Below are 24,035 nucleotides of genomic sequence, written 5' to 3'. Positions count from 1 at the left end.
AGCCAGGGCGGGGCGCCCTTGCCGGTCAGGCCATTGCCAGCGAGACCACCGAGCGCGCCACGCTCACCGCCGCCAGTGCCACCAGCAGGTTCAGCACATGCCGGCGGAACTGCGCGGGCGACACGCCCTTGAACGAGCGCTGGCCCCACCAGATGCCGGCCAGCATCGCGGGCGCGAGCCACAGCGCCCACTTCAGCGTGCCGGCCCCGAGCAGGTGGCCCGAGGCATGCGCGGCCGTGGGCATGAGCGCGGCGCTGGCGAGCGACACCACGTCGCTGAAGAGCAGCAGCGCAATCATGGTCGCGCGCAGGGCGGCCGGCGCCATGGCGGTGGTGCTCAGCAGCACCGCAATGGCAATGCCGCCGATGGCCGCCACGCCGTTGATGAAGCCCGAGACCAGCCCGGCCGCGAAGCGCACCGCGCGCGTGGGCACGAGCGTGGCCCGCGTGCCGGCACGCAGCAGCAGCGCGGCGGCCATCAGTAGCGCGCCGATCAGCAGGCGCAGCGGCGTTTCGGGCAGCCAGGCCAGCAACGCGACGCCGAGCGGAATGAACAGCAGGTTGCCCAGCATCAGCCAGCCCAGCCAGGGCAGGTCGACGTCGCGCGCGATGCCGCGCAGCTGGCTCAGGCTTGCAAGGATCTCGAGCATGAAGATGGCCGGCACCACGAGCGCGGGCGACACCACCAGCGAGAGCCCCGCCACGGTGACAGCCGAGAAGCCGAAGCCCGCGAAGCCGCGCACCACACCGGCCGCGAACACCACGCACAGGCTGTAGGCGAGCAGCGCCGGCGCCAGCGGCGGCACCAGCAGTTCCGCCGGCGTCACCGAATGACCTCCGCGCTGCGCGCTGCGGCGCGAGCCGTCTTCGGAACGGCCGGGCGGCGGCTCATGCTTCGAACAGCGGCAGCAGCTTCAGGCGCTGCACCTTTCCGGAAGGCCCGCGCGGCAGGTCCGCCACGAAGCGGTAGTGGCCCGGCGCCTTGTAGCGGCCGAGCACCTCGGCGCAGAAGGCGCGCAGCTCGTCTTCGGTGCAGGCGCAGCCGTCGCGCAGCACGATGCACACGCCGATCTCCTGGCCGTAGTGGCGGTCGGGCACGCCCACCGCCGCGGCCTCGAGCACCGCGGGGTGCCGCAGCAGCGCCTCGTCGATCTCGCGCGGCGCGATGTTCTCGCCGCCCTTGATGATCAGCTCCTTGATGCGGCCGGTCACGAAGAAGAAGCCATCGGCATCGCGGTGGCCGAGGTCGCCGGTGCGCAGCCATCCGTCGGGCGTGAAACTCGCGCGCGTGGCTTCGTCGTTCTTGTAGTAGCCGCGCATCACGTTGGGGCCGCGGATGGCCAGCTCGCCGGTGCTGCCGTCGGGCACCTCGGCCAGCGCGGCATCGATGACGCGCGCCTCGCAGCCCGAGGCGCGGCCCACCGAGCCCAGTTTGCGCAGCGCGGGGTCGAGCGGGTTGGAAAAAGCGGGCGCTGCCGTTTCGGTGAGCCCCATGGTCTCGATGATGCCGATGCCGAACTTCTGTTCGAAGGCGCGGTGGTGCTCCGGCGGCAGCGCGGCCGATGCCGAGCGGCAGAAGCGGATGGAAGCCGTCTGCGCGCGCGGCGGCTCTTCGCCTTCGAGCAGGTACGAGATCATGGTGGGCACCACGTTGATCCAACTGCATCGCATGCCCGATGCCTGCTGCCAGAAGCGGCCGGCCGAGAACCGTGGCGGCATCGCCAGGCTGCCGCCGTGGGCGAGTGGCGCGAGCATGGTCACGCAGAAGGCGTTGATGTGATAGAGCGGCAACACGGCCAGCACCCGGTCGGCGGGCTGCAGCGCGTGCTCGGCGCTGATCGCATGCGCGTTGGCCGCGAGGTTGGCTTGCGTGAGCATCACGCCCTTGGGCATGCCGGTGGTGCCGGAGGTGTACATCAGCAGGGCCACGTCATCGGGCGCGGGCGGTGCCGGGAACGCGCCGTCCACGCCGCTCGCATCGGATTCGCCCGGCAGCACGTGCGCGTCGGGATCGACCACCAGCAGGTCCACCGGCCGGCCGACGTCCACCATCATCGCGCGCACCCGTTCTTCCCACTCGGGCGCCACGCACGCCACGCGGCAATCCGAATGCGCGAGCACGTAGCGCATCTGCTCGGGCTGCGACAACAGGTTGACCGGATTCACGCACAGGCCGCCGTGCATCGCGCCGAGCAGCACGCGCAGCGTCTGCAGCCCATTGGGCATGACGACCGACACCGTGTCGCCCGGCCGCGCGCCTTGCGCGCGCAGCACCGCCGCCACCGTGCGGCAGCCGCGCGCGAGTTCGCCGAAACCGATGCCGTGCCCGCTTTCGGTGGACAGCGCGTACGCCGCCTGCGGCTGTGCCGCCGCCTGCAGCTCGATCAGCTCATGAACGGTGGAGGCTGTCACGGTCATAAGGCAACCTCCGTGCTACGCACTGCGGTATTCGCCTTGGGAGCGGCCCAGCGGCTCATGCCGCACCGTATTCGGCGAAGAACGCGCCGAAGATCTCGTCCTCGCTGGGCACCCGCTCCGGAATCGGCCGCGAAACGCGCGTGATGTTCAGGTAGTGCCGGTAATTCATGTTGTCCGAGAAGTTGTTCCTGCCCCAGGTGCCGCAGCCCATCGAAAGCGAGAACGGCAGGCCGTTGTCGAAGCTGCCGCCGGTGGCGATGCAGTGCGCCTGGTCGACGATCACGCGCGACACCGGCAGCGTGAGGCCCAGCGTCAACGCGCGTTCGGGCACCGTGCTGTGCAGGCCGACCGAATGGCCCGCGCCCTCGTAGGCGTAGATGCGCTCGACCGTGGCGGCGGCTTCATCGAAATCGCGCGCCGAATAGATCGCCAGCACCGGGCTCAGCTTCTCGCCCGAGAACGGATGCGCGTGGCCCACGCCGTCCTCGGCCACCATGAGGATGCGCGGATCGCGTGCCGCAATGGCCAGCCAGCCTTCGCGGTTGGCGCCGTCGAGGGCGGCCGCGCGCTCGGCGATCACGCGCGCGGACTGGCCGATGACGGCGGCGGAGAGCTTGCCTTCGGGCCACATCAGCGACTGCAGCGTGGCCTTCTGCGCGGCCGCGAGCATGAACGCGCCGCGGTCCTTCAGCGCCGAGAGCATCTGCGCGCGCACCGCGTCCACGATCACCAGGCTGTTCTCCGATGAGCAGCTGGTCGCGTTGTCGAAGGTCTTGGAAAGCAGGATGCGATCGGCTGCCGCGTTCACGTCGGCCGTTTCGTCGACGATGCCCGCCACGTTGCCCGCGCCCACGCCGAAGGCCGGCGTGCCGCTGGCGTAGGCCGCACGCACGTTGGCCTGCGAGCCGGTGGCCACCACCAGGTCGCACAGGCGCATCAGCTCGGCGGTCGACTGCTTGTTGACCGGCGAAGGCAGCAGCTGCACCAGGTCGCGCGGCGCGCCGATGCGGTCGAACTGCGCATGGATGAACTCGATCAGCCGCGCCGCGGTCGACCAGCCCTTGGGCGATGGCGCCACGATGACCGCGTTGCGCCCCTTGAGCGCATTGATGATCTTGTTGGCCGGCGTGGCGCCGGGGTTGGTGGACGGCGTGACCGCGCACACCACGCCCACGGGCCGCGCGATCTCGACGATGCCGCGCGCCGGATCTTCGGAGATCACGCCCACCGAGCGCGCGCCGCGCAGGTCGCGCAGCAGGCCGAAGGTCTTGCGGTGGTTCTTGCGCACCTTGTCCTCGACGTTGCCCACGCCGGTATCGGCCACGGCCAGCTCGGCCAGCTCGCGGTTGCGCGCGGGCTCGATGATGGCCCAGCCCGCGGCCACCACCGCGGTGTCGACCTGTTCTTGCGACCAGGTTTCGTAGATGCGTTGCGCAGCGCGGGCGCGCGCCACGAGCTCGGCGATGGGGGAAGAGGGTGCGGATGAGTTTTCCATGGGTCTGCCTGTTGCGGGTCAATCCACCTTGATGCTGGCTTCCTTGGCGAGCTTCTGCCAGCGCACGAGCTCCGTCGCCACCACCTTGCCCAATTGCTCCGGCGTGCCGCCGACGCCTTCGCTGCCTTGCGCCAGCAGCTTGTCGCGGATCTCCGGTTCCTTGACCACCGTGTTGATGACGCGGTTGAGCCTGTCGATGGTGGGCTGCGGCGTCTTCGCAGGCACGAACACCGCGTACCAGGAATCGACGTCGAAATCGGCAATGCCCGCTTCCTGCATCGTGGGCACGTCGGGAAAGGCCGCGCTGCGCCTGGTGGTCGACACCGCCAGCGCCTTGAGCTTGCCGGCCTTCACGAACTGCGCGGCCGCGGGAATCGACACCCACAGCAGCGGCACCTGCCCGCCCATCACGTCGGTCACGGCCGGGCCGCCGCCGCGGTAGGGGATGTGCGTCATCTGGGTGCCGGTGCGCAGCTTCAGCAGCTCGCCCGCCAGGTGTCCGGGCGAGCCGTTGCCCACCGAGGCGAAGGACAGCGATCCCGGCTTGGCCTTGGCGAGCGCCACCAGTTCGGCCACGGTATTGGGTGCGAACTGCGTGTTGGCCACCAGGATCTGCGGCAGCGAGGCGACCAGGCCCACGGGCGCGAAGTCTTTCGCGGTGTCGAAGGAGAGCTTGGTGTAGATCGCCGGGTTGATGGTGTGCGAAGACAGCGTGAACAGCACCGTGTAGCCGTCGGGCGCGGCCTTGGCCACGATCTCGGTGCCGATGGAGCCGGCCGCGCCGCCGCGGTTGTCGATCAGCACCTGCTGGCCGAGCAGCGACGAGAAGCGCTCCTGCACGATGCGCGCGATCACGTCGGTGCCGCCGCCGGGCGGGTAGGGCACGACGAGCCGGATCGGCTTGTTCGGATAGTCGGTGCCGTTTTGCGCCTGCGCGGCAAAAGGCACAGCCAGCGTGGCGGCCGCCAGCAGCGCGGCGCGCAGCCAGGGGGCGGGGAACAACAGCTTCATTCGAGTCTCCTTCTCCTTGTGGTGGATGCCGGCAGCGGCGCCGAGGCCGGCACCGGGCTTGCCCGGTAGCCGAGCGTGACGCTCGCGTCGCGCGCGCAGGCCATGAGGCGGTCGGCCAGTCCGCGCGCCTGCGTCCGCGCGAAGCGGATCGAGGGCACGCTCATGCCGACGGCCGCGACCGCCTCGCCGCGCGCGTTGAACACCGGCACGCCGAGACCGCAGACGCCCAGGCGCCATTCCTCGCGGTTTTCCGCATAGCCGCGAACGCGCGTGCGTTCGAGTTCCGAGAGAAGGGCATCGAAGCTGGTGATGCTGTGCTTCGTGTGCGCCGCGAGCGTGCCGAGGCGCTCGTGCAGCGCGGAAAGGTCCGGCGCGGCCGCGGCGAGCAGGGCCTTGCCCGAGGCCACGCAATACGCCGCCGCCCGGCCGCCGATGCGCGAGTAGGCGGCCACGGGCAGGGGGCTGTCGAACTTGTCGAGGTAGACGATCTCGGCGCCGTCGAGCACTGCAAGGTGGATGGTCTCGCCGGTCTGCTGCGCCAGCGCGGCGAGGTGCGGCCGCAGCAGCGAACCCATGTCGGTGGCCTCGGACACCAGCGCGCCCAGTTCGAACAGGCGCAGGCTCGGGCGGTAGGCGCTGGTGCCCGGGTCCTGCACGGCCCAGCCGCAATCGACCAGGGTCTGCAGCGTGCGGTGCGCATTGCTGCGCGCCATGCCGAAGGCCTGGGCCAGGTCGGTGACGCGGCAGTCGCGCTGTTGCCGCGTCATCCATTCGATGGCGGCAAGGCCTTTGGCGAGGGTGGAATCCATGGGGCTCCGGATGTTCCAAATATTGGAACGTTGTTCCTGGATATGAGACGCAATGTTTGAACTGATCGTCCGCTTTGTCAATCGGGGACTTGGATGTAGTTCTAAACGTTTCAGGTTTTGCTTCTTTCAGGGCGCGTGCACAGGCCACCGGGTACTCCCCTCCGCGAATGTCCCCCGGCCAGCGGCCTCCTCCTTGATTTCGCTGCGGGGAGCACCCGATGCCCTGTGCACAGGGCACGCTGCTCGTGTACCGCTGATCAACGACCGCTCCGAACAACGATCACGCCGATGGGGTGCCTTGCGCAGCGAAATCAAGGAGGAGCCCGAAGGGCGGGGGACATTCGCTTCGCCGTGTACCCCGTCGGCGGGAGCGCGCCCTGAACAGCAGCGCCCCAGGCAGGCTTCAGCGCCGATACCGCCCCGCCATGAGACCGGTCACTTCGCGGAAGATCGTGTTGCCGGTAGACGTCGCAAGGTCGAGCACATGGCTGCGGCTGTAGTACGGGCTCAGGTCCAGCCCGACACCGATGCCCGCGATCTCGATATCGCCGCGCTGTTCCTGCCGCGCCACCACGTCGCGCAGGTGGTGGTCGAGGTAGTGCGCGTCGTTGGCCAGGTGCGTCGCGCTGTCCATCGGCGAGCCGTCGGAAATCACCAGCAGCAGCTTGCGCGCCTCGGGTCGCTGGCGCAGGCGCGCGCAGCCCCAGTCGACCGCCTCGCCGTCGATGCCTTCGCGGAATAAGTCGGCCTTCAGCAGTGCGGCCATCGCGGGGCGCGCGCGGCGCCAGGGCGTGGCGGCGGCCTTGAAGACGATGTGGCAGCGCTCGTTGAGGCGGCCGGGGTGAGGCGGCCTGCCGGCGCGCACCCACTCGCGCTGCGCACGGCCGCCGTTCCAGGCGCCGGTGGTGAAGCCCAGCACCTCGCTGGCCGCGCCGGCCTGCTCGAGCGCGCGCGCGAACACGTCGGCCATCATCGCGACCGATTCGGCATGCTCCTTCATCGAACCCGAGCAGTCGATCAGGAAGGTCACGATGCAGTCGGCGACCGGCTCCATGCGCTCGGTGCGGAACAGGCGGTGCTCGGTGGGCGAGGCCACCAGCTGCGCGAGCCGGCGGCCGTCGACCAGGCCTTCCTCCTGGCCGCCGTCCCAGCCGTCGCGTGTCGGGTCGGACAGCAGGGCACGCAGCTCGCGCGCAAGGCGGGCGATGTTCACGCCCTGCGCGGCGATGCGGCGGTCGAGCTTTTCGCGGTGGCCGGCGAGCACTTCCTTGCGCGCCAGCGCGGCGGCGTCGTGCTCGCGGTCGTAGGCGGCGGTGAAGACGCGGTAGGCGCCGCCCGCGTCGTCGAGCACGGCGCTGCGGCCCGATTCGGCGGTGGTGAAGCGCTCGATGATCTCGCGGTCCATGTCGGCGACGAGCATGAACACGCTGCGCTTGTCGTCCACATGCGGGCCGCGCGCGTCGCTGCTGTCCTCGCCGGCCTCGTGCAGCATCGCGGCGACGGTGCGCGCGATGGCGAGTGCGTGCACGGCATAGGCAGCCTGGTCGGCACGGTCGCGGCGCAAACCTGCCAGCTGGTGGCCGATCAGCGGCGCGAGCGCGAAGCGCGTGGCTTCGAGCATGTCCTCGGTTTCTTCCACCACCTGCTGGCCGCTCACGCGGGCGCGGCAGATCTGCGCCACGGCATAGAGCAGCAGGCCGCGCGCGGTGTCGGTCAGCCCCGAATGGTGGAAGGCCAGCGACCACTGTTCATGGCGATGCCGCAGGTTGCGCCGCATGCCCGCCATGACCTCGGGTACGAGCGCTTCGGCGCGGAACTGCTCGAGCATCTCGAACAGCATGCGCTCGACCGGTTCTTCGGGCCGCAGGCTTTCGTGCAGCGCGGCATCGGACAGCGTGAGCCGCAGCGCCAATCCGTCGGCCACGCCGCGGAAGGAGGCGAGGTCGTCGGTCTCGGGCGAGGGATGCAGGTGCGGCGCGAACCACGGCAGCGCCACGCGGCCGCGATGCAGTCGCCGTCCGCGAAAGTGCAGCTCGCGCTCGCCGCTGAAGGCGCGCACCACGCCCGCGCAGAGTTCGGCGACCTGCTCCTCCTGCCGCACGCGGCGCTGCATGGCACTGGCCGATGCGGTAGCGGGGGCAGGTGCCTCGGTCATTCGCGCGGTCCCGGCGACAGCTGGTGCGACTCCTCCAGCTCCTGGTCGAAGCAGCGCTGAAAATATTCGGCCACGAGCGGCCGCTCGGCGTCGTCGCATTTGTTGACGAAGGACAGGCGGAACGCGAGCGCCGGGTCCCTGAAGATCTCGACGTTCTCGGCCCAGGTGATCACGGTGCGCGGCGACATCAGCGTCGAGAGGTCGCCGGCCGCGAAGCCCTTGCGCGTGAGATCGGCCACGGCCACCATCGATGCGACCAGCGTGCGGCCCGCATCGCCCGCCAGCGACGGCACGCGCGCCTGCACGATCGCGATCTCTTCATCGGCCGGCAGGTAGTTGAGCGAGGCCACGATGTTCCAGCGGTCGATCTGCGCATGGTTGAGCCGCTGCGCGCCGTGGTACAGGCCGTTGAGGTTGCCCAGGCCCACCGTGTTGGCGGTGGCGAACAGCCGGAAGAAGGGGTGCGGGCGCAGCACCTTGTTCTGGTCCATCAGGGTGAACTTGCCGTCCCGCTCCAGGATGCGCTGGATGACGAACATCACGTCGGGCCGGCCCGCGTCGTACTCGTCGAACACCAGCGCCACCGGCCGCTGCAGCGACCACGGCACGATGCCTTCCTGGAACTCGGTGACCTGTTTTCCTTCGCGCAGCACCACCGCGTCCTTGCCGACAAGGTCGAGCCGGCTGATGTGGCCGTCGAGGTTCAGGCGCACGCAGGGCCAGTTCAGCCGCGCCGCCACCTGCTCGATGTGGCTCGACTTGCCGGTGCCGTGCAGCCCCTGCACCATCACGCGCCGGTCGCGCATGAAGCCCGCGAGGATGGCGAGCGTCACGTCGGGGTTGAAGCGGTAGACCGCATCCACCTCGGGCACGTGGTCGTCGCGCTCGCTGAAGGCGGGCACCTGCAGCTCGGTGTCGATGCCGAACACCTCGCGCACGCTCAGCATGCGGTCGGGCCGAAGGTCTGCGATGTCGGTCACGGTGGGCTTTCGAAGGAAATGGAGTGGTCAGGCCTGCGCGCGGCTGGTGGTGCCCGCGTCGGCATCGATGCGGCTCAGCGCCTGGGCGGCGCGCTGCAGCGCGGGCAGCAGCGTCTTGGCCTTCGCGGCATCGAGCCGCATGACCGGCGCCTGCACCGCGATGCACAGGTTCGAGGGGCCGTCGTCGCCCGAAGGCACCAGCGCGGCAATGCACAGCAGGCCGGGCAGGAACTCCTCGTTGTCGATGGCAAAGCCGTCCTTGCGCACGCGCTGCACTTCCTTTTCGAGCGCGTCGGGGTCGGTCAGCGTGCGGGGCGTGTAGGGCTCCAGCGGCGCGTTGGAGAGCAGGCGGCGGCGCTGCGCCGCGCTCATCTGCGCGAGAAAGATCTTGCCGCTGGCCGAGCAGTGCACCGGCACGCGCGAGCCCGAGTGCAGGTAGAAGCGCAGCGGCGCGGCGGTTTCCACGCGGTCGAGGTACACCACCTCGCTGCCCGAGAGCGCGGTGAGGTTGCAGCTCTCGCCGATTTCCTCCACCAGTTGACGCAGCACCGTATGGCGCGCACCGTGGAGGCTGTCGTTGAGCAGCAGGTTCTCGGCCAGCCGCCGCAGCCGCGTGCCGATGCCGTAGTGGCGGCCGTCGCCCTCGCGCTGCAGCAGGCCCGCGCCTTCGAGCTGCTGGAGCATGCGGTGCAGGGTGGGCTTGGGCATGCCGGTCTCTTCCACCAGGCCCTGCAGCGAGTAGCGCTGGTCCTTGGCGGCCATGACTTCGAGCAGCCCGAACAGGCGCATGGTGGGCGTGTCGCCCGGCGCCGGCTCAGGGATTTCGGGCACAAGCCCTTTGACGATCTTCATGGGGCGGATCATAGTCTTTTTACAAAAAACAAGACAAGGCGTACCGATTTTTGTAAATTGTTTGACGCCAAGGCCTTGCCGACCTATATTCCGCCGGAAAGAAATTCGGAACAACCCGTTCCGGCTTTTGAAACCCGCAGACCGCCCCATCCCCTTCAGGAGACGCCTTCCATGAGCCAGAAGCAACCCGCCGCACCCACCCGCGAAGCCGTCGCCGGCGTGCAGAAGATGACGCCCTCCGAGGCCTTCGTCGAGACCATGGTCGCCAACGGCGTGACCGACATCTTCGGCATCATGGGCTCGGCCTTCATGGACGCGATGGACATCTTCGCGCCCGCCGGCATCCGCCTGGTCCCGGTGGTGCACGAGCAGGGCGGCGCCCACATGGCCGACGGCTATGCGCGCGTGTCGGGCCGCCACGGCGTGGTGATCGGCCAGAACGGCCCCGGCATCAGCAACTGCGTGACGGCCATCGCGGCCGCCTACTGGGCGCACAGCCCGGTGGTGATGATCACGCCCGAGACCGGCACCATGGGCATGGGCCTGGGCGGCTTCCAGGAAGCCAACCAGCTGCCGATGTTCCAGGAGTTCACCAAGTACCAGGGCCACGTGAACAACCCCAAGCGCATGGCCGAGTACACGGCGCGCTGCTTCGACCGCGCCATCTCCGAGATGGGCCCGACGCAGCTCAACATTCCGCGCGACTATTTCTATGGCGAGATCACCACCGAGATCCCGAAGCCCATGCGCGTGGAGCGCGGCGCGGGCGGCGAGATGAGCCTGAACGCGGCCGTCGAGCTGCTGGCCTCGGCGAAGTTCCCGGTGATCCTTTCGGGCGGCGGCGTGGTGATGGGCGATGCGGTCGAGGAGTGCAAGGCGCTGGCCGAGCGCCTGGGCGCACCCGTGGCCAACGGCTATCTGCGCAACGACTCGTTCCCCGCGAGCCATCCGCTGTGGGCCGGCCCGCTCGGCTACCAGGGGTCCAAGGCCGCAATGAAGCTGATCGCGCAGGCCGACGTGGTGCTTGCGCTCGGCTCGCGCATGGGGCCCTTCGGCACCTTGCCGCAGCACGGCATGGACTACTGGCCGAAGGACGCGAAGATCATCCAGGTGGAGGCCGACCACACCAACCTGGGCCTCGTGAAGAAGATCACCGTCGGCATCCACGGCGACGCCAAGGCCACGGCCAAGGAACTGCTCAGGCGCCTGCAGGGCAAGACGCTCGCCTGCGACGCTACCAAGGCCCAGCGCGCCGACAAGATCCAGGCCGAGAAGGCCGCGTGGGAAAAAGAGCTCGACGAGTGGACCCACGAGCGCGACCAGTTCAGCCTCGACGCCATCGAGGAAGCCAAGGGCGAGAAGACGCCCACCGGCGGCACTTACCTGCACCCGCGCCAGGTGCTGCGCGAGCTCGAGAAGGCCATGCCGCCGCGCGTGATGGTTTCCACCGACATCGGCAACATCAACGCCATTGCCAACAGCTACCTGCGCTTCGAGGAGCCGAGGAGCTTCTTCGCGCCGATGAGCTTCGGCAACTGCGGCTACTCGCTGCCGACCATGATCGGCGCCAAGTGCGCGGCGCCCGACCGCCCGGCGGTAGCCTATGCCGGCGACGGCGCCTGGGGCATGAGCATGGTCGAGATCATGACTGCCGTGCGGCACGACATTCCGGTGACGGCCGTGGTCTTCCACAACCGCCAGTGGGGCGCCGAGAAGAAGAACCAGGTCGACTTCTACAACCGCCGCTTCGTCGCGGGCGAGCTCGAGAGCGAGAGCTTCGCGGGCATCGCCAAGGCCATGGGCGCCGAGGGCATTGTGGTCGACAGGCTCGAAGACGTGGGCCCGGCCCTCAAGAAGGCCATCGACATGCAGATGAACCAGGGCAAGACCTGCGTGATCGAGATCATGTGCACCCGCGAGCTCGGCGATCCGTTCCGCCGCGATGCGCTGTCCAAGCCGGTGCGCTTCCTCGACAAGTACAAGGACTACGTTTGAGCGAATCGCTGTTCACGCTGAATGCCGGGTCGTCGTCGATCAAGGTCGCGCTGTTCGATGCGCCCGGCGAGGGCGGTGCGCTGCCCGCCGCGCGCTGGTCGGGCCAGGCCGACGGCCTGGGCGCGGGGCTGAAGGCGCGGCTGCGGGTGCGCGATGCGGAGGGCCGCACGCTGCACGATGCGGCGCTGGAAGGCGGCAGCCGCTCGCACCAGGGCGCCTTGGCCGCGCTGCTCGCATGGCATGCGCAGCAGGGCGAGGGCGGCCGCATCGCAGCGGTCGGCCATCGCATCGTGCATGGCGGCGCCAACTTCATAGAGCCGGTGCGCATCGACGATGCGGTGCTTGCCGAGCTGGCCGCGCTCGAGCCGCTCGCGCCGCTGCACCAGCCGCACAACCTCGCGGGCGTGCGCGCCGCCATGAAGGCTTTCGATGGCGTGCCACAGGTGGCGTGCTTCGACACCGCCTTCCATGCGACCCAGCCCGATGTGAACCGCCGTTTCGCGCTGCCGCGCGCGCTGCACGACGCGGGCGTGCGGCGCTACGGCTTCCACGGCCTGTCCTACGAGTCGATCGTGACGCAGTTCGCGCAGCTGGCGCCGCAGCTCGCACGCCAGCGCGTGATCGTCGCGCACCTGGGCAATGGCGCGTCGATGTGCGCCATGGCCGAGGGGCGGTCGGTGGCAACGACGATGAGCTTCTCGCCGCTCGACGGCCTCACCATGGGCACGCGCTGCGGGCACCTCGATGCGGCCGTGGTGCTGTATTTGATGCGCTCGCAGGGCATGTCGGTGGACGGTGTCGAGAAGCTGCTGTTCCGCGAGTCGGGCCTGCTCGGGCTGTCGGGAATTTCCAGCGACATGCGCGAGCTGGAGGCTTCGGCCGCGCCCGCCGCGGCCGAAGCCATCGCGCATTTCACCGAGCAGGTGGTGCAGCACATGGGCAGCCTGGCCGCGGCGCTGCGCGGCGTGGACGCCATCGTGTTCACCGGCGGTATCGGCGAGAACGCCGCCGCGCTGCGCGAGCGCATCCTCGAGGAATGCGGCTGGCTCGGCCTGCGTGTCGACGCAGCGGCCAACCGCGCGGGCCATGCACGGCTCACGACGCCTGAAAGCCCCGTGAGCGCCTGGGTGCTGCGCACCGACGAAGAGGCCGTGATCGCGCGCCACACGGCGCGGCTGCTCAGCCAGGCTGGATAGACGCGGCCTTGATGACGTGCGCCCAGCGCGCGATCTCGTCGGCCAGGAACGGCGCGAAGCGGTCCGGCCCGCGCGCATCGATCACGAAGCCCTGCTGGCGCATGCGCTCGTCGAGGCCGGGCTGCGCGAGGATCTTCACCACCTCCGCGCCCAGCTTCTGCACCGCGGCATCGGGCATGCCGGCCGGCACCATCATGCCGGTCCAGTTCTCCACCTGCAGCGCGGGCATGCCGGCTTCGGCGGTGGTCGGCACCTCGGGCAGCAGCGGATAGCGGGCCTTGCTCGCGATGGCGAGCGCGCGCAGCTTGCCGCCCTTCACGTGCGCGATCGACTCCGGGAGGTTCGAGAACACCACGTCGAGCTGGCTGCCGATGAGATCGGTGATGCAGGGCGCACCGCCCTTGTAGGGCACGTGCTGGATGCTCGACTTGTTGAGGTCGTTGAAGAGCGCGAGCGTCAGGTGGGGCGGCGTGCCGTTGCCGCTGGAGCCGGCGTTGAGCTTGCGCTCCTTCGCCGCCGCGGCCAGGCCCTTCAGGTCCTGGATGGGGCTGGCCACGGGCACCACGACCAGCATCGGGCTGCCGGCCAGCAGCGCCACCGGCCGCAGGTCCTTCTGGAAGCTGAACGGCGACTTCGGGAACAGCGTCACGTTGGCCGCATGCGTGAGCGTGACCGCGAGCAGCGTGTTGCCGTCGGGCGGCGCCTTGGCCACGAGGTCGGCGCCGATCTGCCCGTTGCCGCCGGGCCGGTTGTCCACCAGCACGTTGACCTTCCAGCGCTCGCCCAATTGCTGGCCGATCTGCCGCGCCATCACGTCCGTCAGGCCGCCCGGGGGAAAGGGCACCACGTAGCGCAGCGTGGCGTCCGGCCGGGGGTAGTCGCCGCCTTGCGCCCGGGCCAGCACCGGTATCAGCGAGCCCAGCGATCCCGTCGCCGCCAGGGCGGCGGTCCCCTGCATCCATTCGCGTCGTTTCATCGTGTTGTCTCCTGTTGTTGTGTGGGGTAGTGGCGCCTAGCTTCGCCACTGCGCGAGCAGCACCTCGGGCACCTCGATGCCCCCTGCCTCGGCGCGCAGCCGCAGTTCCTCGCGCCGCGCGCCGGGCAGGCGCACGCCGTCGTCGCGCAGCATCTCGGCCACCAGCACCTCGACGCGGTCGAGGTAGCTCGCAGAGCCCGCGAGCGCGCCGGGGTCGATGACGATGAAGGCCTGGCCGATGCGCGGCCGGTTGCCGGCATCCTCGAAGAAGCTCGAGGCCTCGAAGCCGAACTGCGCACCGATCAGCGCAGTGACGAGCAGCTCGACCACCAGTGCCAGCATCGCGCCCTTGGGGCTGGTGGCCGCACCGATGGGCAGCATCGAGCCTTCGAGCGCCGCCTGCGCGTCGGTGGTCGGCAGGCCGTTGCGGTCGACGGCCCAGCCGGCCGGTATGGCCTTGCCCTGCTTCGCGGCCACCATGACCTTGCCGCGCGCCGCTTCCGACAGGCTCAGGTCGATGGCGAGGGGGAGCGCACCGCGGCGCGGAAAGATCGCCGCCACCGGATTGGTCCCGAAGATGGGATGGCGCCCGCCGGCCGCCGGCATCGCGGCCGGCGAGTTGGCAAAGCCGAGCCCGACCATGCCGGCCTCCGCCACCGGCCGCAAATGGTCGACCACCACGCCGCAGTGGTGGCTGCCCGTGACGCCCGCAATCGCAATGCCGAAGTCGCGCGCGCGGCCGATGGCCTCGGCAACGGCCATCTCGCAGGCCGCGAAGGCCAGGCCCTCGTGCGCATCGATCAGCGCCGCCGCGCCTTTCTGGCGGCGCAGCGCCGGCACCGCGCTGCCATTCACCCGGCCGTTGCGCAGGTGCGTGGCGTACTGGGCCACGCGGGAGAGCCCGTGCGAGCCCATGCCTTGCGCCTCGGCCAGCACCAGCGCACGCGCGGCGGCCGCCGCCGTCGCATCGTTCGCGCCGGCCGCGCGCAGTGCCGCGGCCACGGCGTCGCGCGCCTGCTGAAGACTCAGCATCGTCATGGTTCCAGCGCCTCCAGCACCTTCTGCGCAATCAGGCTGCTCACGCGCTCGTTCGACTCGGCCGTCACGCCTGCGATGTGCGGTGTCAGCAGCAGATTGGGGCAGTCCACGAAATGCGGGCTGGCCGCCAGCGGTTCGGCCTCGAACACATCGAGCGCCGCGCCGCCGAGCCGGCCTTCGCGCAGCGCAAGCGCCACGGCGGCTTCGTCGACGATGCCGCCGCGCGAGGTGTTGACCAGCACCGCGCCGCCCTTCATGGCCGCGATGCGCGCCGCGTGGAACAGGTTGCGCGTGCCGTCCACCAGCGGCAGGTGCAGGCTCACCACGTCGGCCTGCGCCACCAGCGCGTCGAGGCCCAGCGGCTGCGTGCCCGTTGCGGCGAAGGCCGGGTGGCTGCCGTCCATCATGGCGTCGAAGGCCACCGTGCGCATGCCCAGCGCCCGCGCGAGCCGCGCCGTCAGCTGCCCGATGGCGCCGAAGCCGACCAGCCCGAGCGTCTTGCCCGCCAGCTCGCGCCCGTTCGACAGCGCGTTGCGCGGCCAGCGCCCCGCGGCCACCGCGGCGGTGGAGCCGTAGGCGCCGCGCAGCAGCATCATCGCGCTCGCGATCACGTACTCGGCCACGCTCAGTGCATTGGCACCCGTGGCCGGAATCACCCGGATGCCGCGTGCTTCGCAGCCCGCCACGTCGATGTTGTCGAGGCCCACGCCCAGGCGGCCCACCACCGTGCACTGCGTGAGCGCATCCAGCAGCTCGCCGCGCACCTGCGTGCGGTTGCGCACGATGAGCGCATGGGCCCACTTCGCTTCCTGGTAGAGCCGGGCGCCGTCGTCCACCAGGGCGACGTCGTGGAGCACGTCGTGCCGCTCGCGCAGTTGCGCAACCGCGGCGGCGTCCATGAACTCCGCAATCACTATTCGCTTCATGATGCTTTCCGTTGCGCGGGCGCCGTCAGGCCGACTCGTACAGCCGCGTCAGCACGAACTCGCGGTGGCCCAGCGCTTCGGCCGCGGTGAGCCGGCCGTTGGCGGTGCGTAGCATGCATTCGAGCAGCTGGTCGCCGGCCTGGTCGAGCGTCATCTCGCGTTGCAGCAGGCCCGAGGTGTCGACGTCGACGTGTTCGCTCATGAGCCGCACGGTGCGCGGATTGGCGCAGATCTTGATGACCGGCAGGATCGGGTTGCCGATCACGTTGCCCTGGCCCGTGGGGAAGAAGTGCACCGCGTAGCCCGAGGCGGCGCACAGCGTCACCATCTCGGCCGCCGCGCTGGACGAGTCCATGAACCACAGGCCCGGGCCGGTGGGCATCTCGGCCTTGTCGAGCACGCCGTCCACCATGCACTTCTTGCCGATCTTCTGGATGTTGCCGAGCGCTTTTTCCTCGATGGTCGTCAGGCCGCCCGCGATGTTGCCCTTGGTGGGCTGCGAGTCCGACAGGTCGCTGGTCTTGTGGCGGTTGATCATGTCCTGGTAGCGGTTGAACATGAACATGAAGCGCTCCTTCACGTCGGGCGTGCGGCAGCGCTCGGCCACGATGCGCTCGCCGCCGGTGATCTCGGAGGTCTCGCCGAACACCAGCGTGTTGCCGGTCTCGTAGAGCTTGTCGAAGGCGTTGCCCACGGTGGGATTGGAGCCGCAGCCCGAGGTGGTGTCGCTCTCGCCGCACTTGGTCGAGACCCAGAGTTCGTGGATGCCGCAGGGCTCGCGCTGCTTCTCGCTCGCGGCCTGCACGAACTCGCGCGCCACCTTGCTCGCGCGCAGGATGGTGTCGTGGTCGCCATGGCCCTCGATGCCGAAGCCGGCCACCGGCTTGCCCGTGGCGGCGATGCCGTCGACCACCTTCTGCGTCCAGCTGTCCTCGATGCCGATGACGACGACCGCCGCCACATTCGGGTTGCAGCCCGCGCCGATCAGCGTGCGGAAGTGCAGCTCCAGGTCGGCGCCGAACTGCAGGCGGCCGTAGGGATGCGGAATGGCGAGCGCACCCTTGATGTTGTGGGCCACCGCCTCGGCGGCCGCGTTGGAGAGATCGTCCAGCGGCAGGATGATGACGTGGTTGCGCACGCCGACGCGGCCGTTTTCGCGGCGGTAGCCGAGGAAGGTGGTGTCTTTGGAAATGATGGACATGCTGTGCTTTCGGGTTCGTGGTGATGTGGAATTGGCGAAGCGGGGCAGGGGCCTACCAGCGCTTGGTCTTGATGTTCTGGACGTGCGCGTGCTCGCCGGCCTTGATCGGCGCCACCACCTTGCCCATGTCGATGCCGTACTTCCACACCGTGTCGCCGGGCGCCATGTCCTTGAGGGCGACCTTGTGGCCAATCGGGATGTCCTGGCGCGCATCGACGCTGGTCATGCGGTCCTCGTCCATGATCCAGCCGCTGAGCGACATGCCGGCCTTGACGCCTTCCACCACCACGACCGCGACCGTGTCCTTCGCGTCATGCAGAACGAAATGAATCATCGTTGTCTCCTGTTGTGACTCGCTGAGAATTTGCAGCCGGGCCAGTGTCCGAGTGCGCGTCTCCGCGTGTCAAACAGGTCATATGGATGACTTGGATGAATCGCGATCCGGCCGCCACAATGCGCCATGCCCCGCTCGACAGACATCTCCGCGTTCGAACCGATTTCCGCCGAGTCCGCGGGCGCGCCGCTCTACCGGCTCGTCAAGCGCTCGCTGCTGCGCGCCATCGAATCGGGACGCTGCGCGGCCGGCAGCGTGCTGCCGAGCGAGAGCGAGCTGGCGGCGGCGCTCGGCGTGTCGATCGGCACGCTGCGCCACGCCACCGACGACCTGGTGGCCGAGCACATCCTCGTGCGGCGGCAGGGGCGCGGCACCTTCGTTGCAGTGCACAACGACGACCGCTTCATGTTCCAGTTCTTCCATGTGGAGCGCAGCGACGGTCTCCGGCAGGCGCCGCAGGTGGAGTTCGTCGCCTTCGAGCGCGTGCGCATGGACGAGGAGCCCGCGCAGGCGCTGGGCCTGCGAACCGGCGAGCCCGCCATCCAGATCGACAACCGGCTGCTGCTGCAGGGCCGGGCGGTGATCCACGACCGGCTCACGCTGCCGGCGCTGCTGTTCAAGGGCCTGACCGAGAAGCGCTTTCGCGAACGGCCGAGCACCATCTACCACCTCTACCAGACCGAGTTCGGCATCACGGTGACGCTGGCGCGCGAGCGTGCACGCGCGATCGCGGCCGACCGCAGCGTGGTGCGCATCCTTGGCGTGGCGCCGGGCGCGCCGGTGATGGAGGTGCGGCGCACCGCGCTCAGCTTCGGCGACAAGCCGGTGGAGTACCGCGTCTCGACCATCAACACGGCGCAGTACGAGTACGTGCACCTGCTGTCGCGGCCGGCCTGAGCGGCGCTGCGCAGCCTAGCGCGCGGCCGGCATGCGCGGCACCGTCGCCCCGCAGTGCCGCAGGAAATCGGCGGTGGCGCGGCCGAGCAGCTTGTCGCGATGCATCACCGTGGCCAGCCGCCGCATGCCCGCCGGCAGCCGCGTGCGCAGCTCGATCAGGTGGCCGTCTTCCAGCGCCTGCGCCACCGTGTAGCGCGAGAGGCAGGCCAGCCCGGTGCCCGAGGCCACCACGCGCTTGATGGCCTCGGTGCTGCCGAGCTCGAAGCCCACGCGCACCTGTTCCAGATTCTGGATCAGCCACGCATCGGTGACCTGGCGCGTGCCCGAGCCGTGCTCGCGCAGCACCCAGGTGGCCTGCGAGAGCTGGTGGTGCGTGGCGATGCGCCTGGCGAGCGGATGCCCCGGCGCGGCCACGATCACCAGCTCGTCCTCGCGCCATGCGCGCACCACGAGGTCGGGGTGGGTCTGCGGCCCCTCGATGAAGCCGACGTCGACATCGAACCCCGCCACCGCCTCGATCACGTCGCGCGTGTTGGCGATGTGCAGGTGCACCTGGCTCTGCGGATGCAGCGCCGTCCATTGCGATACGCGCTCGGGCAGCAGGTATTCGCCGATGGTGAAGCTGGCTGCCACGCGCAGCGGCGCCGCATGCTCGCCGCTGAACAGCGCCTCCACTTCGCCGGCCTGGTCGAGCAGGGCCTGGGCCCTGGGCAGCAGCGCGCGGCCGTTCTCGTTGAGCACCAGGCGGCGGCCGAGCCGGTCGAACAGCAGGGCGCCGACGGAAGACTCCAGGTCGGCCAGTGCGCTGCTCGCGGCCGACTGCGAGCGCGCGACGCGGTCGGCCGCGGCGCGCGTGCTGCCGCCCCGGGCCGTGGCCACGAACACCTCGAGCTGGCGCAGGTTGAGGCGAAGCCGCTGGGCGGTGTGCTGCTGATCTGTTTTTCCGGTCATCGTGAGCGATATTCTCCGCTTTTTCGTTTGATCGAGGCTCTCTAACATCGGCGCAGCCCCGCAAAAAAAGAAGGACCGCCAGTGTTCAGCTTCCTGTCCCGAGAGCCCGTCCACGATCCGCTCGACGCCCCCACGCCCACGGCCCACACCCAGGTCAAGACCACCACCTGCTACATGTGCGCCTGCCGCTGCGGCATCCGCGTGCACCTGCGCGATGGCGAGCATGGCCCGGAGGTGCGCTACATCGACGGCAATCCCGCGCATCCGCTGAACCAGGGCGTGATCTGCGCCAAGGGCTCGTCGGGCATCATGAAGCAGGTGTCGCCCGCGCGCCTGACGCAGCCGCTGCTGCGCAAGGCCGGCAGCGAGCGCGGGGCCGGGGAGTTCGAGCCCATCAGCTGGGAGCGCGCCTTCGACATGCTCACCGAGCGGCTCGGCAAGATCCGTGCGACCGACCCGAAGAAGTTCGCGCTCTTCACAGGCCGCGACCAGATGCAGGCGCTCACGGGCCTGTTCGCGCGCCAGTTCGGCACGCCCAACTATGCGGCGCACGGCGGCTTCTGCTCGGTCAACATGGCCGCGGGAATGATCTACACCGTCGGCGGCAGTTTCTGGGAATTCGGCGGGCCCGACCTCGACCGCGCCAGGCTGTTCGTGATGATCGGCACGGCCGAGGACCATCACAGCAACCCGATGAAGATTGCCATCAGCAAGTTCAAGCGCGCGGGCGGCCGCTTCATTTCGATCAACCCGGTGCGCACGGGCTACTCGGCCATTGCCGACGAATGGATTCCGATCAAGCCCGGCACCGACGGCGCCTTGTTCATGGCGCTGCTGCACGAGCTGATCGCGAGCGACCTGATCGACCACGCCTTTCTCAAGCGCTTCACCAATGCGCCGCAGCTCGTGGTGCTGGACGACTGCGAGCGCCAGGGCCTGTTCGCGTTCGACCCGGACCCCGCGCGCGGGCCGCCCGGCGACGGCCGCCATCCGCACAACAAGCTGGTGTGGGACTTGAGCGAAGGCAGCGTGAAGAACGCCTACCCCGAAGGCATTGCCGACGGCTGCGACCCGGCACTCGAGGGTCACTACACGCTGGCCGACGGCACGCGCGTCGCACCCTCGTTCCAGCTGCTGCGCGATCGCGTGGCCAGCTGCACGCCCGAGTGGGCCGAGGCCATCACCGGCATCGATGCGCAGCGCATCCGCAAGCTCGCGCGCGAGATGGGCGAGACCGCGCTCAGGCAAGCCTTCGAACTGCCCATTGCATGGACCGATGCCTGGGGCAAGAAGCGTGCGACCACACAGGCGCGGCCCGTGGCCTTCCACGCCATGCGCGGGCTCGCGGCGCATTCGAACGGCTTCCAGACGGTGCGCGCGCTGGCGGTGCTGATGAGCGTGCTCGGCACCATCGACGCGCCCGGCGGCTTCCGCCACAAGGCGCCGTACCCGCGCCACATCGTGCCCAACTACCGCGCCTTCAACGACCCCGGCATGATCCAGCCCAACACGCCGCTCAATGCCGCGCCGCTGGGCTTTCCGGCCAACCCGGAAGAGCTGGCCATCAACCCCGACGGCTCGCCGATCCGCATCGACCATGCGTTCTCGTGGGAGCATCCGCTGTCGGCCCATGGGCTCATGCACAACGTGATCACCAATGCGGTCAAGGGCGACCCCTACCGCATCGACACGCTGCTGATCTTCATGGCCAACATGGCCTGGAACTCCAGCATGAACACCATGGCCGTGCGCGAGATGCTCAACCGCAAGGACGAGAAGGGCGAGCACATGATTCCCTTCCTGGTGGTGTGCGACGCCTTCCAGAGCGAGACCGTGGCCTTTGCCGACCTGGTGCTGCCCGACACCACGTACCTCGAGCGGCACGACGTGATGAGCATGCTCGACCGGCCGATCTCGGAGTTCGACGGGCCGGTCGATTCGGTGCGCATTCCGGTGGTGCCGCCGACCGGCCAGTGCAAGCCTTTCCAGGAAGTGCTGATCGAGCTGGCCTCGCGCCTGAAGTTTCCGGCCTTCACCACGCCCGAGGGCGGCCGCAAGTTCACGGGTTATCCGGACTTTGTCGTCAACTTCCAGCCGCAGCCGGGCATCGGCTTTCTGATGGGCTGGCGCGGCAAGGACGGCACCGAGCACCTGCGCGGCGAGCCCAACCCCAAGCAGTGGGAGGCCTATGCGCAGAACAACTGCGTGTTCCAGTACCACATGCCCGAGACCATGCACTACATGCGCAACTGGAACCGCGAGTACCTCGACTTCGCAAAGGACAAGGGCTGGCGCCAGCGCAACGACCCGGTGCAGCTGGCGCTGTACTCCGACACGCTGCAGAGCTTCCGCCTGGCCGCGCAGGGCAAGAGCGCGGGCCGGCAGCCGCCCGATGCGCTGCGCGAACGCATCGACACGTATTTCGATCCGCTGCCTTTCTGGTACCCGCCGCTCGAGGAGGCCTCGACCGATTTGGACACCTACCCGCTCAACGCCATCACCCAGCGGCCGATGGCGATGTACCACTCGTGGGATTCGCAGAACGCGTGGCTCAGGCAGATCCACAGCCACAACTACCTGCACGTGAACCCGCTCACCGCGCAGGCCGCGGGCATTGCCGACGGTGGCTGGTGCTGGGTCGAGAGCCAGTGGGGCCAGGTACGCTGCATGCTGCGCTACAGCGAGGCGGTGGAGCCCGGCACGGTGTGGACCTGGAACGCGATCGGCAAGGCCGATGGCGCCTGGCAACTGGCACCCGGTGCGGACGAGGCGCGCAAGGGCTTTTTGCTCAACCACCTGATCAGCGAGGAGCTGCCCTGCGCGGGCACCGCGAGCGGCCGCATCAGCAACTCGGATCCGGTCACGGGCCAGGCGGGCTGGTACGACGTGCGCGTGCGCATACGGCCCGCGGAACCGGGCGAGCCGGAAGAAAGCTTTCCGCAGATGGCGAGCATGCCGAGTGCGCCGGGAGTGCTGGGGAAGGCGGCGAGCGTGTTGACGTACTTTGCGGGGAGGGGGAAGAAATGATGCAGTGGCTCAAGGATTTGATGTCCCCGGATCTACTCCCTCCCCTTCCGGGGGAGGGCAGGGGTGGGGGCAGCGGCGCTGGAACCGATCGCCATGCTTCAATGAAAGCCGCCGCGCCCCCACCCCAGCCCTCCCCCGGAAGGGGAGGGAGAAATGCCAGCGTACGCGCCGAACCGGGCGAAACCCTCGCCAAACAACTCGCCCTCGTCATCGACCTCAACGTCTGCGTCGGCTGCCATGCCTGCGTCACTTCGTGCAAGCAGTGGAACACCTCCGGCAGCGCCGGCCCGCTGGCGGACGCGCAGCCCTACGGCGCCAATCCCACCGGCACCTTCTTCAACCGCGTGCAGACCTACGAGGCCGGCACCTTCCCGGCCACGCAGACGGTCCACTTCCCCAAGAGCTGCCTGCACTGCGAAGACCCGCCCTGCGTGCCCGTGTGCCCCACGGGGGCCAGCTACAAGCGCAAGGAAGACGGCATCGTGCTGGTCGACTACGACAAGTGCATCGGCTGCAAGTACTGCGCATGGGCCTGCCCCTACGGCGCGCGCGAGCTCGACGAGGAGCGCCAGGTCATGACCAAGTGCACGCTGTGCGTCGACCGCATCTACGACGAGCACCTGCCCAAGGAAGACCGCAAGCCCGCCTGCGTGAAGGCCTGCCCCACCGGCGCGCGCCTGTTCGGCGACGTGAAGGATCCGGACTCCGAAGTGTCGAAGGCCATCCGCGAACGCGGCGGCTACCAGCTGATGCCCGAGTGGGAGACCAGCCCGGCCAACCAGTACCTGCCGCGCCACGTGACGCAGCAGACCGCAGGGCAGGAGTAGCCCGATGCATCCCGCGTTCTCCATTCTTTTCTTCACCACGCTGGCCGGCGCCGCGCAGGGCCTGGTCGTCGCGCTCGCGCTCGCGGTGCTGCTGGGCTTCGCGCCCGCGCCCGGCTTTCTCGCGCTGGCGCTGGGCGTGGCCGAAGTGCTGCTCGCGGCCGGCCTCGCGGCCTCGTTCATGCACCTGGGCCGCAAGAGCCGCGCATGGCGCGCGGTGCTGATGTGGCGCACCTCGTGGATGTCGCGCGAAGTCATCGTGCTGCCGGCCTTCATCGCGCTGGTGGCGCTGTGGTGGCTGTCGCTGCGCTTCGGCGCCGGCGCGCCATGGTCGTGGCTGCTGCCGGTGCTGGTGCTGTGTGGCGCGGCCGCGCTCTGGTACTGCACCGCCATGATCTACGCCTGCCTGCGCTTCATCGAGGAATGGGCGCATCCGCTCACCGTCGTCAACTTCACGCTCATCGGCCTGTCGTCGGGGCTGGTGCTGGCCTGTGCGCTGGCCGCATTGGCGGGCGAGTCGCGCTTCGTGCAGTTGTTCGGACCCTGGGCACTCGCCGCCACGCTCGCTGCATGGGCCGCGCGCGGTGGGGCGCTCAAGCGCAACGCGGCGATCCGCCACAAGTCGACGCTGCAATCGGCCACCGGCATCCGCGCCGAGAAGCTCACGCAAAAGTCGATGGGCATGTCGGCCGGCTCGTTCAACACACGCGAGTTCTTTCATGGCGCCACGCTGGCCGCGCTCAAGAACATGAAGCTCGGCTTCCTGCTGCTGGCCTTCGTGCTGCCTTCGCTGTTGCTGCTGTGGGGCGTTGCCAGCGGGGCCGCGTGGCCGTGGCCGCTGGCGGTGCTGGTGCAGGCGCCCGGCCTGCTGGCGGAGCGCTGGTTCTTCTTCGCGCAGGCGAAGCACCCGCAGAACCTGTACTACCAGGTGGTGTCCTGAGGACCGGACCA

The 24,035-nt window shown here is 69.4% G+C and carries 20 protein-coding genes; 6 read left to right on the top strand and 14 right to left on the bottom strand.

The window, feature by feature from the left end; genetic code table 11:
• Window positions 1-25 precede the first annotated feature (25 nt).
• The 8 genes from ACAM54_RS18800 to ACAM54_RS18765 form a co-directional block, all read right to left on the bottom strand.
• A complete protein-coding gene (locus tag ACAM54_RS18800; protein WP_369648563.1) occupies window positions 26-826 on the bottom strand; it encodes a sulfite exporter TauE/SafE family protein in 801 nt (266 codons plus the stop codon).
• Window positions 827-887: 61 nt separating this feature from the next.
• Entirely contained in the window at window positions 888-2,417 is a 1,530-nt protein-coding gene (locus ACAM54_RS18795; RefSeq protein ID WP_369648562.1) for an AMP-binding protein, read from the bottom strand.
• A 55-nt stretch (window positions 2,418-2,472) separates the two neighbouring features.
• Window positions 2,473-3,912, bottom strand: coding sequence for an aldehyde dehydrogenase family protein (locus ACAM54_RS18790; protein WP_369648561.1), 1,440 nt, complete (start codon window positions 3,910-3,912; stop codon window positions 2,473-2,475).
• A gap of 18 nt (window positions 3,913-3,930) precedes the next feature.
• A complete protein-coding gene (locus ACAM54_RS18785) occupies window positions 3,931-4,923 on the bottom strand; it encodes a tripartite tricarboxylate transporter substrate binding protein (RefSeq protein ID WP_369648560.1) in 993 nt (330 codons plus the stop codon).
• Window positions 4,920-5,732 (bottom strand): IclR family transcriptional regulator, encoded by an 813-nt coding sequence (locus tag ACAM54_RS18780; protein ID WP_145747501.1) that lies wholly within the window; start codon window positions 5,730-5,732, stop codon window positions 4,920-4,922. Before ACAM54_RS18780 ends, ACAM54_RS18785 begins: the two co-directional genes overlap by 4 nt.
• Window positions 5,733-6,135: 403 nt before the next feature.
• Window positions 6,136-7,887, bottom strand: a complete 1,752-nt coding sequence (locus tag ACAM54_RS18775; RefSeq protein ID WP_369648559.1) for a cobalt chelatase — start codon at window positions 7,885-7,887, stop codon at window positions 6,136-6,138.
• Window positions 7,884-8,867, bottom strand: a complete 984-nt coding sequence (locus tag ACAM54_RS18770; RefSeq protein WP_369648558.1) for an AAA family ATPase — start codon at window positions 8,865-8,867, stop codon at window positions 7,884-7,886. The genes ACAM54_RS18775 and ACAM54_RS18770 overlap by 4 nt, the downstream gene beginning before the upstream one ends.
• A 27-nt stretch (window positions 8,868-8,894) precedes the next feature.
• The gene (locus ACAM54_RS18765) at window positions 8,895-9,731 is read right to left on the bottom strand and encodes an IclR family transcriptional regulator (protein ID WP_369648557.1); all 837 of its coding nucleotides are present in this window, start codon (window positions 9,729-9,731) and stop codon (window positions 8,895-8,897) included.
• Window positions 9,732-9,890: 159 nt separating this feature from the next.
• On the opposite strand from ACAM54_RS18765, the gene xsc reads away from it, so the two are divergent.
• Window positions 9,891-11,714: a sulfoacetaldehyde acetyltransferase gene (xsc, locus tag ACAM54_RS18760; RefSeq protein ID WP_369648556.1), complete on the top strand. Its 1,824-nt coding sequence runs from the start codon at window positions 9,891-9,893 to the stop codon at window positions 11,712-11,714.
• The gene (locus ACAM54_RS18755) at window positions 11,711-12,910 is read left to right on the top strand and encodes an acetate/propionate family kinase (protein ID WP_369648555.1); all 1,200 of its coding nucleotides are present in this window, start codon (window positions 11,711-11,713) and stop codon (window positions 12,908-12,910) included. Before xsc ends, ACAM54_RS18755 begins: the two co-directional genes overlap by 4 nt.
• On the opposite strand, the gene ACAM54_RS18750 is transcribed toward ACAM54_RS18755, so the two are convergent.
• The 5 genes from ACAM54_RS18750 to ACAM54_RS18730 are packed head-to-tail and all read right to left on the bottom strand — an operon-like array spanning window position 12,894 to window position 17,385.
• Complete coding sequence (locus tag ACAM54_RS18750; protein ID WP_369648554.1) at window positions 12,894-13,886, bottom strand: Bug family tripartite tricarboxylate transporter substrate binding protein; 993 nt, start codon at window positions 13,884-13,886, stop codon at window positions 12,894-12,896. The two genes, ACAM54_RS18755 and ACAM54_RS18750, sit on opposite strands and share 17 nt — an antisense overlap.
• A 36-nt stretch (window positions 13,887-13,922) precedes the next feature.
• The gene (locus tag ACAM54_RS18745; RefSeq protein ID WP_369648553.1) at window positions 13,923-14,924 is read right to left on the bottom strand and encodes an Ldh family oxidoreductase; all 1,002 of its coding nucleotides are present in this window, start codon (window positions 14,922-14,924) and stop codon (window positions 13,923-13,925) included.
• Window positions 14,921-15,850: a hydroxyacid dehydrogenase gene (locus tag ACAM54_RS18740; protein ID WP_369648552.1), complete on the bottom strand. Its 930-nt coding sequence runs from the start codon at window positions 15,848-15,850 to the stop codon at window positions 14,921-14,923. The genes ACAM54_RS18745 and ACAM54_RS18740 overlap by 4 nt, the downstream gene beginning before the upstream one ends.
• Before the next feature lie 25 nt (window positions 15,851-15,875).
• On the bottom strand, window positions 15,876-17,051 hold the full coding sequence (locus ACAM54_RS18735; protein ID WP_369648551.1) for a UxaA family hydrolase: 1,176 nt from the start codon (window positions 17,049-17,051) through the stop codon (window positions 15,876-15,878).
• 52 nt (window positions 17,052-17,103) lie between these two features.
• The gene (locus ACAM54_RS18730; protein ID WP_015866594.1) at window positions 17,104-17,385 is read right to left on the bottom strand and encodes a UxaA family hydrolase; all 282 of its coding nucleotides are present in this window, start codon (window positions 17,383-17,385) and stop codon (window positions 17,104-17,106) included.
• 126 nt (window positions 17,386-17,511) lie between these two features.
• Here ACAM54_RS18730 and ACAM54_RS18725 point away from each other — a divergent pair, with 126 nt between their 5' ends.
• On the top strand, window positions 17,512-18,282 hold the full coding sequence (locus tag ACAM54_RS18725) for a GntR family transcriptional regulator (RefSeq protein ID WP_145747492.1): 771 nt from the start codon (window positions 17,512-17,514) through the stop codon (window positions 18,280-18,282).
• Window positions 18,283-18,297: 15 nt separating this feature from the next.
• Here ACAM54_RS18725 and ACAM54_RS18720 read toward each other — a convergent pair whose 3' ends face one another.
• Window positions 18,298-19,233: a LysR family transcriptional regulator gene (locus ACAM54_RS18720; protein WP_209536099.1), complete on the bottom strand. Its 936-nt coding sequence runs from the start codon at window positions 19,231-19,233 to the stop codon at window positions 18,298-18,300.
• Window positions 19,234-19,314: 81 nt separating this feature from the next.
• On the opposite strand from ACAM54_RS18720, the gene ACAM54_RS18715 reads away from it, so the two are divergent.
• The 3 genes from ACAM54_RS18715 to ACAM54_RS18705 all read left to right on the top strand — a co-directional run bounded on the left by ACAM54_RS18715 (window position 19,315) and on the right by ACAM54_RS18705 (window position 24,024).
• Window positions 19,315-22,260: a molybdopterin-dependent oxidoreductase gene (locus ACAM54_RS18715; RefSeq protein WP_369648550.1), complete on the top strand. Its 2,946-nt coding sequence runs from the start codon at window positions 19,315-19,317 to the stop codon at window positions 22,258-22,260.
• 101 nt (window positions 22,261-22,361) lie between these two features.
• A complete protein-coding gene (locus tag ACAM54_RS18710; protein WP_369648549.1) occupies window positions 22,362-23,087 on the top strand; it encodes a 4Fe-4S dicluster domain-containing protein in 726 nt (241 codons plus the stop codon).
• A 4-nt stretch (window positions 23,088-23,091) separates the two neighbouring features.
• Window positions 23,092-24,024, top strand: coding sequence for a dimethyl sulfoxide reductase anchor subunit family protein (locus ACAM54_RS18705; protein WP_369648548.1), 933 nt, complete (start codon window positions 23,092-23,094; stop codon window positions 24,022-24,024).
• The last annotated feature ends 11 nt before the right edge of the window (window positions 24,025-24,035 follow it).

It is taken from the genome of Variovorax sp. V93 (assembly GCF_041154485.1).
In the GTDB taxonomy this organism is placed as follows: Bacteria; Pseudomonadota; Gammaproteobacteria; order Burkholderiales; family Burkholderiaceae_C; genus Variovorax; species Variovorax beijingensis_A.
This window is presented reverse-complemented; position numbering and strand designations above follow the sequence as displayed.

Excerpts from the sequence above, each read along its gene's own strand:
- ACAM54_RS18710 (WP_369648549.1), top strand. The coding sequence starts at position 22,362 with ATGAAAGCCGCCGCGCCCCCACCCCAGCCCTCCCCCGGAAGGGGAGGG.
- ACAM54_RS18785 (WP_369648560.1), bottom strand. The coding sequence starts at position 4,923 with ATGAAGCTGTTGTTCCCCGCCCCCTGGCTGCGCGCCGCGCTGCTGGCG.
- ACAM54_RS18775 (WP_369648559.1), bottom strand. The coding sequence starts at position 7,887 with ATGACCGAGGCACCTGCCCCCGCTACCGCATCGGCCAGTGCCATGCAG.
- ACAM54_RS18730 (WP_015866594.1), bottom strand. The coding sequence starts at position 17,385 with ATGATTCATTTCGTTCTGCATGACGCGAAGGACACGGTCGCGGTCGTG.
- ACAM54_RS18735 (WP_369648551.1), bottom strand. The coding sequence starts at position 17,051 with ATGTCCATCATTTCCAAAGACACCACCTTCCTCGGCTACCGCCGCGAA.
- ACAM54_RS18765 (WP_369648557.1), bottom strand. The coding sequence starts at position 9,731 with ATGATCCGCCCCATGAAGATCGTCAAAGGGCTTGTGCCCGAAATCCCT.
- ACAM54_RS18745 (WP_369648553.1), bottom strand. The coding sequence starts at position 14,924 with ATGACGATGCTGAGTCTTCAGCAGGCGCGCGACGCCGTGGCCGCGGCA.
- ACAM54_RS18780 (WP_145747501.1), bottom strand. The coding sequence starts at position 5,732 with ATGGATTCCACCCTCGCCAAAGGCCTTGCCGCCATCGAATGGATGACG.
- ACAM54_RS18750 (WP_369648554.1), bottom strand. The coding sequence starts at position 13,886 with ATGAAACGACGCGAATGGATGCAGGGGACCGCCGCCCTGGCGGCGACG.
- ACAM54_RS18720 (WP_209536099.1), bottom strand. The coding sequence starts at position 19,233 with ATGACCGGAAAAACAGATCAGCAGCACACCGCCCAGCGGCTTCGCCTC.
- ACAM54_RS18790 (WP_369648561.1), bottom strand. The coding sequence starts at position 3,912 with ATGGAAAACTCATCCGCACCCTCTTCCCCCATCGCCGAGCTCGTGGCG.
- ACAM54_RS18725 (WP_145747492.1), top strand. The coding sequence starts at position 17,512 with ATGCCCCGCTCGACAGACATCTCCGCGTTCGAACCGATTTCCGCCGAG.
- ACAM54_RS18795 (WP_369648562.1), bottom strand. The coding sequence starts at position 2,417 with ATGACCGTGACAGCCTCCACCGTTCATGAGCTGATCGAGCTGCAGGCG.
- ACAM54_RS18705 (WP_369648548.1), top strand. The coding sequence starts at position 23,092 with ATGCATCCCGCGTTCTCCATTCTTTTCTTCACCACGCTGGCCGGCGCC.
- xsc (WP_369648556.1), top strand. The coding sequence starts at position 9,891 with ATGAGCCAGAAGCAACCCGCCGCACCCACCCGCGAAGCCGTCGCCGGC.
- ACAM54_RS18740 (WP_369648552.1), bottom strand. The coding sequence starts at position 15,850 with ATGAAGCGAATAGTGATTGCGGAGTTCATGGACGCCGCCGCGGTTGCG.